The organism is Sodalis sp. RH21, from assembly GCF_047324175.1.
In the GTDB taxonomy this organism is placed as follows: Bacteria; Pseudomonadota; Gammaproteobacteria; order Enterobacterales; family Enterobacteriaceae; genus Acerihabitans.
In genome coordinates, this window is the sequence record NZ_CP178732.1 from 450,245 (window position 1) to 462,856 (window position 12,612).

Genomic DNA, 12,612 nt, shown 5'->3' on the forward strand with positions numbered 1-12,612 from the left:
ACTCACCGCCCGTCGGGCGGTGGCAGGTTTTAACCGCTCGCCGGCACGTCTTTTACCTATAATCCTCCTTTGCTAACGTGGTGTTGCCGCCGCATTAGCCCGATGTTACTATTTGGCTATCAAGCCATTCAGATGGTTAAACGGCTAAAAACAGGCCTTACGGAAAATTCGTTCGGGGAAATAGCGCAACGGGAGAGGGACGAACATGGCAGACAATGGGCAATTAGCCGCGCTGGTGGACGCATGCCATTGGATCGGAGCCCGGGGATGGTGCCCGGCGACCGGCGGCAATATGTCGGTACGTTTTGACGCGCAGCGCTTCCTGATCAGCGAATCGGGTAAAAATAAGGGCGAATTGGGGGCGGACGATTTTCTGCCGGTGGATATCGCCACCGGCCGCGTCGACGACCCGCGCACGCCGTCCGCCGAGACCGGCCTGCATACCCTGGTTTATCGCAGCCTGCCGGCGGTGGGGGCCATTTTACACACCCATTCGGTCAACGCCACGGTGCTGTCCCGGGTTGAGCCGGGGCCGGGGCTGATATTGTCCGGGTACGAAATGCAAAAATCCCTCGCCGGGGTGCGCAGCCATCTGGAGACGGTGGCGATTGCCCTGTTTGACAACGACCAGGATATCGCCGCGCTGGCGGCGCGGGTGGCGTCCCGCCATGAAGCCGACCCGCTGCGTTTTGGTTTCCTGGTGCGCGGACACGGCCTGTATTGCTGGGGGCGGAACGTGGAGGAGGCGCGCCGCCATCTGGAAGGCCTGGAGTTCCTGTTTCAATGCGAGTTGCAGCGCCGGCTGCTGGAGGCAAAATGATTGCGGCCATCGTTACCGATATTGAAGGCACCACCAGCGATATCCGGTTTGTCCACCAGGTGCTGTTCCCGTACGCCCGTGAACGGCTGGCGGGTTTTGTGCGGCGGCATGCCGCGCTGCCGGAAGTGGCGCGGGCGCTGGCCGGGCTGCGCCAGGAAATCAGGCAAAGCGGCGCCAATACCGAAACCCTGATTGCCACGCTGTTTGGTTTTATGGATGAAGATCGCAAGTCCACCGCCCTGAAAGCCTTGCAGGGCCTGATTTGGCGCGAAGGTTACCTGCAAGGCGACTTTCTCGGCCACCTCTATCCCGATGTGGCGCCCGCGCTGGCGCAATGGCAACGGCAAGGGCTGCGGCTGTATGTTTACTCATCGGGTTCGGTAGAGGCGCAACAGTTGCTATTTGGCTATAGCGACGCCGGGGATTTGCGCCCGCTGTTCAGCGGTTATTTCGACACCCGCGTCGGCGCCAAGCGGGAGGCGGCCTCCTATCGCGCCATCGCCGGCAAACTGCGGCTGCCCGCCGGCGAAATACTCTTTCTTTCGGATATAACCCAGGAACTGGATGCCGCCCGCGCGGCGGGCTGGCGCACCTGCCAGCTGGTGCGCGACGAGCCGGTTGCCGGCTCTCTTCATCCCCAGGTTAACCGTTTTGACCAGATTGACTTACAGGAGATAGCCCGATGAGCGCATTAACCGTTTTTACCGATACCGATCCCGGCCAGCCGGTATGGCACAGCCGCGACGCCGACGCCATCCGCCAGCAGCTTAACGCGATCGGCGTGCGTTTCGAGCGCTGGCAGGCCGACCGCGATCTGGGCCAAAGCCCGCAGCCGGCCGACGTGCTGGCCGCTTACCAGCATGCCATCGACCGGCTGGTGGCGGAAAAAGGCTACCAGAGCTGGGATGTGATCGGCATGCGCGCCGATCATCCCCAGCGCGAGGAGCTGCGCGCCAAGTTTTTGTCCGAGCATACCCACGGCGAGGATGAAGTGCGCTTCTTTGTGGAAGGGGCCGGTCTGTTTTGCCTGCATTTGCAGGGCAAAATTTGGCAGATCCTGTGCGAGAAAAATGATTTGATCTCGGTACCCGCCGGTACGCCCCATTGGTTTGATATGGGGGCCGAGCCCCACTTCACCGCCATCCGCGTTTTTGATAACCCGGAAGGCTGGGTCGCCAAATTCACCGGCGATGCCATCGCCGATAGCTATCCTCGCTTAGAACCGCGCGTGGGGCGCGAGGCCGCCCCCCGGTAAACCTCGTCCGCCGGCCCGGCCTTCAGACCCCGTCCCCTACCGGCACGGGGAACGGGCGGCCCCCTACTGCGCCAGCGCCTGGCGGAAGATCCCCCCCTGCGCCTGCTGCGGCGTGACGATGCCGGTATCCAGCACCCAGCCGCTGATTAAAGCGGCGGGAGTTACATCAAACGCCGGGTTATACACCTGCGCATTATCCGGCGCCCAGCGGCAACTGCCGAAACTACCGCTGACCCCGGTCACTTCGGCGGCGGAGCGCTGCTCTATGGGGATGGCGGCGCCGTCCGGGCAGTGGGGGTCGTGCGTGGTGTGCGGGGCGGCGACATAAAACGGTATCTCGTGAAAACGCGCCAGCACCGCCAGGCTATAGGTGCCGATTTTATTGGCCACGTCGCCATTGGCGGCAATGCGATCCGCTCCGACCCAGACGGCATCCACCTCGCCCCGGGCCATCAGGCCGGCGGCCATGGCGTCGCAAATCAGCGTATACGGGATGCCCAGCTCGCCCAGCTCCCAGGCCGTCAGGCGCCCGCCCTGCAGCAACGGACGGGTTTCATCCACCCAGACTTGCCGCACCTTGCCCTGCTCTGCGGCTTGTCTGATAACCCCAAGCGCGGTGCCGATACCGGCGGTGGCCAGCCCGCCGGTATTGCAGTGGGTCAGCAAACGGCTGCCCGGCCCCACCAGCCCCGTGCCGTGCCCGGCAATGGCCAGGCACAGCGCCCGATCTTCTTCTACTAATCGCTGCGCCTCGGCGACCATGGCCCCGGCATATGCCTCCTGCTCCAGCGCCTGGCCCATGCGCGCGAGATTATTCATCAGGTTCACCGCGGTGGGCCTGGCGTCGCGCAACACCGACAGCGCCTGGCGCAGTTGCGCCCGCGCCATGCCCTTTTCGGCCAGCAGCGCCAGCAACAAACTGGCGGACAGGCCAATCAGCGGCGCCCCCCGCACCCGCAGTGCGCGAATATGATCCACCAGTTCCGCCACCTGGTCGGTGGCGCACCAAATCTTCTCCTGCGGCAATGCCTGCTGGTCCAGAATCCATAATCGGTTATCGCGAATTTGCAGGCTGGTGGCGTTAAGGGTTTGCATCAGATGTTAAGTCCTTTTGGGTTATTGCATCTATTTGCGTATTCTGCCAACATGGCGTAAAGAAGTATAGACGTCTAAACGTTTGAGGTGTTTTATGTCGGATTACCATACCCTTACCGCCGCCGGGGCCGTGGAATATGCCCGCCGTCATGCCCCCCGCTACAGCGGACTCGACGATCCGGCCAGCCTGGTGGATGCCCTGGAAGTGGGCGACGGCAACCTTAACCTGGTATTTAAGATCCTCGACGGGCAGGGTATCAGCCGGGTCATCGTCAAGCAGGCGCTGCCCTATGTGCGCTGTTTCGGCGAGTCCTGGCCGCTGACGCTCGACCGGGCCAGGATCGAAGCCGAAACCCTGCTGGTCCATGGACGCTTTTGCCCGCGGCATACGGCTAAAGTATTACATCATGACCCGGCGTTGGCGGTAATGATTCAAGAAGATCTCTCCGATTTCATGATCTGGCGGCAAGAATTGCTCAAGGGCGCTTATTACCCCCAGGCCGCCCGCCAATTGGGGGAATATCTGGCGCAGGTGCTGTTCCATACGTCCGATTTCCATCAGCCTCCCCAGGTAAAAAAAGCCGAGGTGGCTCGTTTTATCAACCCGGAAATGTGCCAGATTACCGAGGATCTGTTTTTCACCGAGCCGTATCGCGTCCACGAACGTAACGCCTATCCGTCCGCGCTGGAGGCCGAAGTGGCGTCCCTGCGCGGCGACGGCGCGCTTAAAGCGGCGGTCGCCGGGTTAAAGCACCGGTTCTTCAGCAAAGCGGAAGCGCTGCTGCATGGCGATGTTCACAGCGGATCGGTGTTTGTCGCCGAGGGCCGGTTAAAGGTGATTGACGCGGAATTTGGTTTTTACGGTCCCATCGGCTTTGATCTGGGCGTCGCCATCGGCAATTTACTGCTCAATTACTGCGGTCTGCCGGGCCTGCTGGCCATGCGCGAGGCGGCGGCCGGACGCGAGCAGCGGCTGCGGGACGCGCGCGAGCTATGGCTGGCGTTCAACGAAGGTTTTTTGGCGCTGGCGGCGGAGCAAACCGCGGACGTCATGCTGGCCGAGCCGGGCTATGCGCAGCGGTTTTTATCACAGGTCTGGCAAGACGCGGTGGGGTATTGCGGCACCGAGCTGATTCGCCGCACCATCGGTTTCGCCCATGTGGCCGATTTGGACGGCATAACCGATGAGGCCATGCGGCATGAATGCCAGCGTCACGCCCTGAGCCTGGGCAGGACGCTGATCCTGGCCGCGGGGCATATCCCCGATGCCGATGCGCTGATTGCCCGTATCCGCCAAAACGGATAACCCGGGCGGGCCGGCATTTTTTCCGCCGGTCCGCTGCATTTCCATTTTCTTCTTCTATACTGAAATAACGATATCATCGACTTAAGTACGATATAACAACAACCCAACCAAGAAGGAAAGGGAATGAAAATATTTCTGTGGATTATTGCGATTATCTTTATTGTTGGATTGCTGACCCTCACCGGTGTGTTTAAACTGATTTTCTAAGCCCTGCGCGGCGTCCGCGGGCCAACCTGCGGACGCCTGTCACCCCATGCTTCATCCCTGATATTCAATAATCGACAGCCCCGCGTTGTAATCCGTACAGTAGATAATTCCCTGTGCGTCCACAAATACGTCGCAAGACTGGATAACCTTCGGCCTGCCCGGACGCTGGTCCATCAGGACCGCCGGCGCCGCCGGCACCAGTGCGCCGGTCTCCCGGGGATGGTAGGGATCGCTGATATCATAGGCCCGCACCCCGGCATTTTGATAAGTGGCGAAGATAAGCGTAGAACTGATAAAACTGCCCGGCCGGTTTTCATGCAGGTTATGCGGGCCGAAATGCGCCCCTTTTTGCACGTAATCGATTTCATCGGGTTGGGGAAAGGTGGCGATGCTCACCGGGTTTGACGGCGTGCGAATATCAAATACCCAAATCAGTTTCTCCCCGTCCTCCTGGTTATCCAGCACCGCCTCGTCCAGCACGATCAGCAGATCCCGATCCGGCAGGGGCAAAGCGGTATGGGTGCCGCCGCCGAACGGCGGACTCCAGTTGCGATGGGCGATCAGCTTGGGCTGCGTGCGATCTTTAATATCCAGCAGGGTCAGACCGCCGTCGCGCCAGCTGCCGTAGGCGGTGTCGCCGCTAATAATGGCATGATGCAGCGCATAACGCTTGCCCTGGGGCCAACCAGGCTGCTCGCCCCCGGCGGTATACATGCCGGGCAGCCAGTAGCGTCCGGCCACTGCGGGTTTGGTCGGGTCCGCCAAATCGATGGTCAGGAAAATATAGTCGCTATAACCGTCCAGCAGGGCCGAGACATACGCCCAGCGCCCGCCTACGTACCAGATGCGGTGAATGCCGATACCGTTGAGGGACAAAAAGCCGATTTCACGCGGCCGATCGGGCACTGAAATATCAAAAATACGCAGCCCGGCGCTCCAGCCCCGTTCGGTACGGCCCGCGCTGACGGTATCCGCGACCGAGCGGGTGTAATAGACCTTTTCATCGGCAAAACGCGCGTCGGCAAACAGATCGCGCGCGTTGATCACCAGCAGCAGATCGTCATGGGCCTGTAAATGCACGTTCCAGGTACCGGGCGGGGCGGCGATAAAACCGGCCGGTCGCGGATGTTTCACATCGCGCACATCCACGATGGACACCCCCTGCGAAACCATATGCCCTATATAAGCATAACCGCGATGCACCATGACCTGTACGCCGTCGGGTTTACCGCCCTGGTCGCTGTGGCTAAGCAGCCGCATATTCCGGCTATAGTCGGGAGCGGCGAATTGCTGGTCTGCCATGGGGATGACTCCTTACTTCGTGGCGTGCGCCGCTTCAAGGGTGGCGAACCAGGGGGCGACGAAATCATCCGTCTGGCCCCATCCCGGAATAATTTTAGCCAGCGAGGCCATATTCACCGCGCCCGGCTGGCTGGCCACCAGGGCCTGGGGGATGGTGGCCGCGCCAAAATCATAGGTGGCCGGCGTCGCTTCGCCGGCGATTTTATTGGCGACCAGGCGCAGGTTGATCTTGCCGATCAGCTTGGGGTCAACCGCGACGCTGACTTTCCATGGGCTGCCGGATTCGCGCATGAGTTGCAAATCCTGATTGGAGATATCGATGCTGTAGAGTTTGATCTCCGTGCGGCCGTTTTCTTTCAGCGCCTTATAAGCGCCCTGGCTAAAGGCATCCCAGGTGCCCCAAATCGCGTCGATTTTCCCTTTGGGGTACTTGGCCAGCACCGCGCCGACTTTATTGGCGGTATCGCCCTGGACGTCGGACGACACGGCGCCGATGGATTCCAGTTCATGTATGCCCGGATTGGCCTGCAACAGGGTTTTGTAGGCGGCCTGGCGTCGCTCCATAGGCGGGAATCCGGCCACCCAGAGTTTGATGATATCGGCTTTGCCGTTGAAATCCTTGACCAATTGGCCAAAGGACGCCTGGGTGAGCGACGCGTCATCCTGCTGGGTGACGGTGACGCCCGGCACCGTGCCGTTAACCGCCGTATCGAATACCGACACCGCGATGCCGCTGGCGGTAATGCGTTTTACCAGTTCGGTGGAATACGGATCGCGGCCCTGGGACAGGATAATGCCGTCGTATTTCTGGGTAATGGCCTGATTAACGAAATCCTGGAAGCGGGCGTCGTCGCCGTTGCTTAAAAAGGTGCTGACTTTAAAGCCCAGCTTTTTCCCTTCCTCGATAACCCCCGAAACAAACTGCGTGGTGTTGTCATCCGATCCCAGGTTGCGGATGACCGCAATGCGGATCGGACCGTTATGCTGGGCAATGGCCGCGGGGATAGGCGCGGGGGCGGCGGCAAAGGCCGGCAGGCCGGCCAGCAGGCTCAGGGCCAGCAGCGGGGACAATATCTTTTTCATCAACGGCTCCGTCAAGTGTGCAAAACCATGCCAGGGTGCGGGCAACTACAACAGATGCCTTTATGTCTGGATGTCTGTTTGATAATGCCTTGCATCATAGCCGGAGCCCGGGTTACAGGAAATGCTTTCCCTTATGACTTTTTGGATGACGTTATGCCAATTAGTTTGTTTGCAACGGAAAAAAACCGTGGCGTTTCAATGCCACGGTTAGTGCCACGGTTAATGCCGCGGTTGCGCGGCCGGCTTCAGGCACGCGTCCGGCCAGCAATCGCGCCGCGCGGGGTCCCTGCCGGGGAGGACCGGCTTCAGGGCGTCGCCAGGGCTATCATCCGGCGATGTTTTTTCTCGCTCAGCATCGTCATGCCAAGCAGGATCACCGCCAGCAAACATCCGGCGATCATGACGATAAAACCGCCGTTCCACCCGCAGTAATCCACGGTATAACCCACGATGGCGCTGGCGGCCACCGAACCGCCAAGATAACCGAACAAGCCGGTAAACCCGGCGGCGGTGCCCGCGGCTTTTTTAGGCACCAGCTCCAGCGCATGCAGCCCGATCAGCATCACCGGGCCGTAAATCAGAAAGCCGATGACGATCATGCACAGCATATCCAGGCCGGGATTGCCCACCGGATTGAGCCAATAGACCACCGTGGCCAGGGTCACCAGCGCCATAAAAAACATACCGGTGGCGCCGCGGTTGCCCTTGAACACCTTATCGGACATCCAGCCGCACAGCAGCGTGCCCGGGATACCGGCATATTCATAGAAAAAATAGGTCCAGGAGGATTTATCCAGGGTGAACTGCTTCACTTCCCGCAGATAGGTGGGCGACCAGTCGAGGATGCCGTAGCGCAACAGGTAAACAAACACATTGGCCAGGGCGATGTACCATAACAGTTTGTTTGGAAATACATATTTTTGCAGGATTTGTTTAGTGCTGAGTTCAGCTTCGGCGGATTGCTTATCGTAATTGGCCGGATAATCGTGCTTATATTCCTCTATGGGGGGTAAGCCGCAGGATTGCGGCGTATCGCGCATCAGTACCAAGGCCGCCGCCGCGATGACGATGGCGGCGATGGCCGGCATATAAAACGCGCTGTGCCAGTCATTGAACCATATCATCCCCAACAGCAGCAGCAGCGGCGGAATACCGCCGCCGACGTTATGGGCGCAGTTCCACACCGATACCACCGTACCGCGTTCCTTATGGGACCACCAATGGACCATGATGCGCCCGCAGGGCGGCCAGCCCATGCCCTGAAACCACCCGCAGGCGAACAGCAGTACGAACATAATGGCGATACTTGAGGTGGCCCAGGGTACCAACCCCATAAACAGCATCACCGACGCGGCCAAAACCAGGCCGGCCGGTAAGAAGACCCGCGGATTGGAGCGATCGGAAACCGATCCCATGACAAATTTGGAGATACCGTAAGCAATGGAGATGGCCGAGAATGCGACGCCCAGATCGCCATGGCTGTAACCTTGCTCCACCAGAAAGGGCATCGCCAGGGCAAAATTTTTACGCACCAGATAGTAGGCGGCATAACCGAAAAAGATACCGAAGAAAATTTGCCAGCGCAGGCGGCGGTAGAGAGGGTCGATCCGTTGGTCTGATATGCGGGGTTTATGCACGGCGGGTTTAAACAAACTTAGCATTGAGTCTCCGGTGATGTTGAAAATGGTCTGTTCGAGGCATGACAGGGGCGAAAGTATGACGGGGGAGGGAGGCAAAGTCGCGCATCGGCGTCCCGAACCGTGGCGCCGGTCGGGGCGGATATTCATAAGCTGATAGAACCGGAGGGAATTTTGATAGTAACAGCGGCGGCGCCAGGGTTATCGGGCCGGGCCGTGCTCCGATGGTGGGCGACGCAGGCCGGTTATGGCGCGCGCCGCAACCGGTTTAGCGGCGCTGGATATAGGTGATGGCCAGCGCGGCGGCCAGCACCAGGCCCTTGATAATATCCATGGCATAATAGGGCACCGATATCATCACCAGGCCATTTTGCAATACGCCCAGGATGACCGCGCCGACCAGGGTGCCGAGCGCGTTGGGCTTGCCGGAACCGGCCAGCGAAAAACCGATATAGGCGGCCGCCACCGCATCCATCAGATAACCGCCGCCGGCGTTGACCTGGGACGAGCCGATGCGCGAGGCCAGCAAAATGCCCCCCAGCGCGGCCAGCAGGGAGGAGATGACGTAGGCGAGTACGCGGTAGCGGGCGGTGCGGATGCCGGCCAGCCGGGCCGCTTCGGGATTGCCGCCGATGGCGTACATCCGGCGCCCGTGTTTGGTCAGGGATAAACCGAGCTGTACCACCACCGTGACCGCCAGCATGATGATTACGATCACCGGTACCTGGCCCAGGGTCGAGAATATCGCCGGGATTTCCCCTTCCGCCATATCGCCGCTCGGCAGCACCATGTTTTGGGTAATCGAACCGCCAAAGCTGTAGGTCATGGCCACGCCCTGCACTACGAAGAGCGTGCCGAGGGTGGCCAGCATATCGGGGATCTTCAGCACCACGATCAAGAAAGCGTTAAACAGGCCCACCAGGGTACAGATGGCCAGGGTGAGCGCGATGGCGAACGTGGTATCCAGTCCATGCCAGACAAACATGGAAATCACCAGCGCATTGGCCAGCGAGGCGGTGGACCCCACCGACAGATCAAACCCGCCTACCGAGAGTGAAATGGACACGCCGATGGCAATCACCGTGACGATGGCGATGGAGCGCAGAATATTGATGATATTATTGGGATCGAGGAAGTTATCGGACGCGAGCCCAAACAGCGCGATCAGCGCGACCACCGTGAGCAGCATGCCCCAGCGGTACAAAAATTCGAATAGCTGATGACGCCATGGCAGGGCGCCTGCCTTCAGGGGTATCTCTTTGCTCACGGTAGCGTTCCTCCGGTTGAATACAGTAACAGCGTCTCTTCGTCCGTTGCATGCGCGTCCACCTGGGCCACGATGCGGCCGTCCCACATAACGCAAATGCGGTCGCACAGGCCCAGCAGTTCGGAGAATTCGCCCGACGCATAAATAATGCCCTTACCCTGGCGCGCCAATCCGTCAATCAGCACAAACAGATCCTGTTTGGCTTTGATGTCCACCCCTTTGGTCGGTTCATCAAAAATCAGCACGTCGGCGTGGCCGCGCAGCCATTTGCCGATGGCTACTTTTTGCTGATTGCCCCCCGACAAGCGCTGTAGTTTTTGATCCAGCCCGGCGGCGCGCACCCCCAGGCGATCCACCACTTGCTGCGCCCAGCGCCGCGACTGGCCAGCATTAAACCAGCCCCAGCGGGAAAAGGTATTGTCGGCGCTGACGCTGAGGTTCATGGGGATGGCTTCATGGATAAATATCCCTTCTTTGCGCCGTTCCTCGGGGATCAGCGCCAGCCCCTGCCTGACCGAGGCGTGCGGTGCGGTGGGCTTCCAAGGTTTGCCCAGCAGTTGGCCGCGGTTTATCCGGGCGGGCGAGGCGCCGAACAGGGCCTTGCACAGTTCGGTTTTGCCGGCACCCGCCAGGCCGGCCAGTCCCAGGATTTCGCCTTTGCGCAGGGTGAGGGAGATGTCGCGCAGCAGGGCGTCGTCGTGCAGTCCTTCGACCTGGAGCAGTGTTTCCCCGCCGCCGCCGGCGGGGCGCGGGGGCGGAAAAATGGCGTCCAGCGGGTGGCCGAGCATTTTCTCTATAATCTGTCCGCTGCTTAAGCCATCCATGGGGCCGTCGCTGACCCGGCGGCCGTCGCGCAATACCGTCAGCCGATCGCAGGTTGCGGCCAGTTCGTGAATGCGATGGGAGATAAATACGACGCCGATGCCTTCGGCCCGCAGACGCCGCGTGACGGCGAATAGGCGTTCGCTTTCATGCTGGTCCAGCGGGGCGGTGGGTTCGTCGAGGATCAGGAAGCGGCAGCGGTGGGACAGGGCGCGCGCCAGTAAGATTTGCTGTTTTTCCGCCAGGGTACAGCGGTCGATGCGCTGATGGATGTCGATGTCGGCCTGGAGCTGGGCCAGCAGGGCGCCCGCCTGGCGGTAGATCTGCGGCCAGCGGCAAAGCTGGCCGCCTTCCGCCAGCCGATCGAGCATGATATTTTCCCCGACGGTGAGGGTGGGCACCAGGGCGATATCCACTTCCTGTTGTACCAGGTGGATGCCCAGTTGTTTAGCCTGGCGCGGGGAGTGGATGGCGACCGGTTCGCCGTCGATCAGGATTTCGCCCTGATAGTGGTTGTGGGTGCCGGAGAGGATGGCCATCAGGGTGGATTTGCCCGCGCCGTTGGCGCCGATAAGTGCGTGAATCGAGCCGCCTTCGAGGGTGAAGTCCACCCGCTCCAGCGCCTGGAAACCCGCGAAGGCGATGGAGATGTTACGCATTTCCAGCCGGGCCGGAACTGTGGATGGGAGTGTAGCCATGAGCGCGAAGAACTCTTTTTCAGACAACCATTGCCAGGGAGAGCGTTAGGGAATGGAGGAATCTTTCATGAAAGCGGCGGTTTTGGCAATAACGGAAATGGCATAAGCTACATAAAAATGGTCTTGACCCGGGAGCGCTCTCCGTTGACCCGGCTCGCTGCGGGTCCGGTGGTCGCGGGCCTACCATGCCATGAGGCGCTCTGGCGGCCAGCAAAACCATGGCCGCTTCGGCCTCATTGGCATGCTCTCCCTTTAACACGGCTCGCTGCGGGTCCGGTGTTCGCGGGCCTACCATGCCATGAGGCGCTCTGGCGGCCAGGAAAACCATGGCCGCTTCGGCCTCATTGGCATGCTCTCCCTTTAACACGGCTCGCTGCGGGTCCGGTGTTCGCGGGCCTACCATGCCATGAGGCGCTCTGGCGGCCGGGAAAACCATGGCCGCTTCGGCCCCACTGGCATGCTCTCCCTTTAACCCGGCTCGCTGCGGGTCCGGTGGTCGCGGGCCTACCATGCCATGAGGCGCTCTGGCGGCCGGGAAAACCATGGCCGCTTCGGCCCCACTGGCATGCTCTCCCTTTAACCCGGCTCGCTGCGGGTCCGGTGTTCGCGGGCCTGCCATGCCATGAGGCGCTCTGGCGGCCAGCAAAACCATGGCCGCTTCGGCCTCATTGGCATGCTCTCCCTTTAACACGGCTCGCTGCGGGTTCGGTGGTCGCGGGCCTTGGGACGGCGTTTTGGGCAAAATAAAGGGGGAGCAGCCTGCTCCCCCTTTATTATTACCCGCCGTCGATAATCAGTCCGTACGTTTTTCCAGGATATGAAAAGTGACGTCCATTACATCGTTTCTGATATGAGCGCGGTGGTCATCCATATGCTGCGCTTGTTGGTGCTGTTCAAGATGGCGGATGCTTTTCCACTGCTCCAGCATAAAAATGGAGTCTGGAGCGGTCTTGCGCCACGGCACTTGCGCCTTATAGTCGGTCAGCAAAGTATATTCACTGCAACCATCTTCGGCCAATACGTTGGGCCGAAGGGCCTGGATGGCAGCTAAAACCGCTTCTCTTCGTCCCGGTTTCACTTTGATTTCTGCAATTACCGTGATCATCGATTCCTCAGTCTA

At 60.3% G+C, this 12,612-nt stretch carries 11 protein-coding genes; 4 read left to right on the plus strand and 7 right to left on the minus strand.

Annotated elements, in window-relative coordinates; translation table 11 throughout:
* The first annotated feature begins 205 nt into the window (after window positions 1-205).
* From ACL2XP_RS02155 to ACL2XP_RS02165, 3 genes are read left to right on the plus strand one after another with little or no spacing between them, the layout of a single operon-like run.
* On the plus strand, window positions 206-820 hold the full coding sequence (locus ACL2XP_RS02155; RefSeq protein WP_413736939.1) for a methylthioribulose 1-phosphate dehydratase: 615 nt from the start codon (window positions 206-208) through the stop codon (window positions 818-820).
* Window positions 817-1,506, plus strand: coding sequence for an acireductone synthase (gene mtnC / locus ACL2XP_RS02160; protein WP_413736940.1), 690 nt, complete (start codon window positions 817-819; stop codon window positions 1,504-1,506). Before ACL2XP_RS02155 ends, mtnC begins: the two co-directional genes overlap by 4 nt.
* On the plus strand, window positions 1,503-2,075 hold the full coding sequence (locus ACL2XP_RS02165; RefSeq protein ID WP_413736941.1) for a 1,2-dihydroxy-3-keto-5-methylthiopentene dioxygenase: 573 nt from the start codon (window positions 1,503-1,505) through the stop codon (window positions 2,073-2,075). The genes mtnC and ACL2XP_RS02165 overlap by 4 nt, the downstream gene beginning before the upstream one ends.
* 63 nt (window positions 2,076-2,138) lie before the next feature.
* On the opposite strand, the gene mtnA is transcribed toward ACL2XP_RS02165, so the two are convergent.
* Complete coding sequence (mtnA, locus tag ACL2XP_RS02170) at window positions 2,139-3,170, minus strand: S-methyl-5-thioribose-1-phosphate isomerase (RefSeq protein WP_413736942.1); 1,032 nt, start codon at window positions 3,168-3,170, stop codon at window positions 2,139-2,141.
* Window positions 3,171-3,264: 94 nt separating this feature from the next.
* Between mtnA and mtnK the strand changes: the two genes are divergently transcribed.
* Window positions 3,265-4,476: an S-methyl-5-thioribose kinase gene (gene mtnK, locus ACL2XP_RS02175; protein WP_413736943.1), complete on the plus strand. Its 1,212-nt coding sequence runs from the start codon at window positions 3,265-3,267 to the stop codon at window positions 4,474-4,476.
* Window positions 4,477-4,734: 258 nt separating this feature from the next.
* Here the strand turns inward: mtnK and ACL2XP_RS02180 are convergent, their stop codons facing one another.
* The 6 genes from ACL2XP_RS02180 to ACL2XP_RS02205 all read right to left on the minus strand — a co-directional run bounded on the left by ACL2XP_RS02180 (window position 4,735) and on the right by ACL2XP_RS02205 (window position 12,597).
* Window positions 4,735-5,985 carry an LVIVD repeat-containing protein gene (locus tag ACL2XP_RS02180; RefSeq protein WP_413736944.1) on the minus strand — a complete coding sequence of 417 codons (1,251 nt, stop codon included), beginning with the start codon at window positions 5,983-5,985 and terminating at the stop codon, window positions 4,735-4,737.
* A gap of 12 nt (window positions 5,986-5,997) precedes the next feature.
* Entirely contained in the window at window positions 5,998-7,068 is a 1,071-nt protein-coding gene (locus ACL2XP_RS02185) for a sugar ABC transporter substrate-binding protein (RefSeq protein ID WP_413736945.1), read from the minus strand.
* A 305-nt stretch (window positions 7,069-7,373) separates the two neighbouring features.
* On the minus strand, window positions 7,374-8,729 hold the full coding sequence (glpT, locus tag ACL2XP_RS02190) for a glycerol-3-phosphate transporter (RefSeq protein WP_413736946.1): 1,356 nt from the start codon (window positions 8,727-8,729) through the stop codon (window positions 7,374-7,376).
* A 244-nt stretch (window positions 8,730-8,973) separates the two neighbouring features.
* Window positions 8,974-9,972, minus strand: coding sequence for an ABC transporter permease (locus ACL2XP_RS02195; RefSeq protein WP_413736947.1), 999 nt, complete (start codon window positions 9,970-9,972; stop codon window positions 8,974-8,976).
* Window positions 9,969-11,492 (minus strand): sugar ABC transporter ATP-binding protein, encoded by a 1,524-nt coding sequence (locus ACL2XP_RS02200; protein WP_413736948.1) that lies wholly within the window; start codon window positions 11,490-11,492, stop codon window positions 9,969-9,971. Before ACL2XP_RS02200 ends, ACL2XP_RS02195 begins: the two co-directional genes overlap by 4 nt.
* A 793-nt stretch (window positions 11,493-12,285) precedes the next feature.
* Entirely contained in the window at window positions 12,286-12,597 is a 312-nt protein-coding gene (locus tag ACL2XP_RS02205; protein ID WP_413736949.1) for a putative quinol monooxygenase, read from the minus strand.
* Window positions 12,598-12,612 lie beyond the last annotated feature (15 nt).

Coding starts and splice junctions, on each gene's coding strand:
- mtnK (WP_413736943.1), top strand. CDS start 3,265: ATGTCGGATTACCATACCCTTACCGCCGCCGGGGCCGTGGAATATGCC.
- mtnA (WP_413736942.1), bottom strand. CDS start 3,170: ATGCAAACCCTTAACGCCACCAGCCTGCAAATTCGCGATAACCGATTA.
- glpT (WP_413736946.1), bottom strand. CDS start 8,729: ATGCTAAGTTTGTTTAAACCCGCCGTGCATAAACCCCGCATATCAGAC.
- ACL2XP_RS02200 (WP_413736948.1), bottom strand. CDS start 11,492: ATGGCTACACTCCCATCCACAGTTCCGGCCCGGCTGGAAATGCGTAAC.
- ACL2XP_RS02205 (WP_413736949.1), bottom strand. CDS start 12,597: ATGATCACGGTAATTGCAGAAATCAAAGTGAAACCGGGACGAAGAGAA.
- ACL2XP_RS02155 (WP_413736939.1), top strand. CDS start 206: ATGGCAGACAATGGGCAATTAGCCGCGCTGGTGGACGCATGCCATTGG.
- ACL2XP_RS02180 (WP_413736944.1), bottom strand. CDS start 5,985: ATGGCAGACCAGCAATTCGCCGCTCCCGACTATAGCCGGAATATGCGG.
- ACL2XP_RS02165 (WP_413736941.1), top strand. CDS start 1,503: ATGAGCGCATTAACCGTTTTTACCGATACCGATCCCGGCCAGCCGGTA.
- ACL2XP_RS02185 (WP_413736945.1), bottom strand. CDS start 7,068: ATGAAAAAGATATTGTCCCCGCTGCTGGCCCTGAGCCTGCTGGCCGGC.
- mtnC (WP_413736940.1), top strand. CDS start 817: ATGATTGCGGCCATCGTTACCGATATTGAAGGCACCACCAGCGATATC.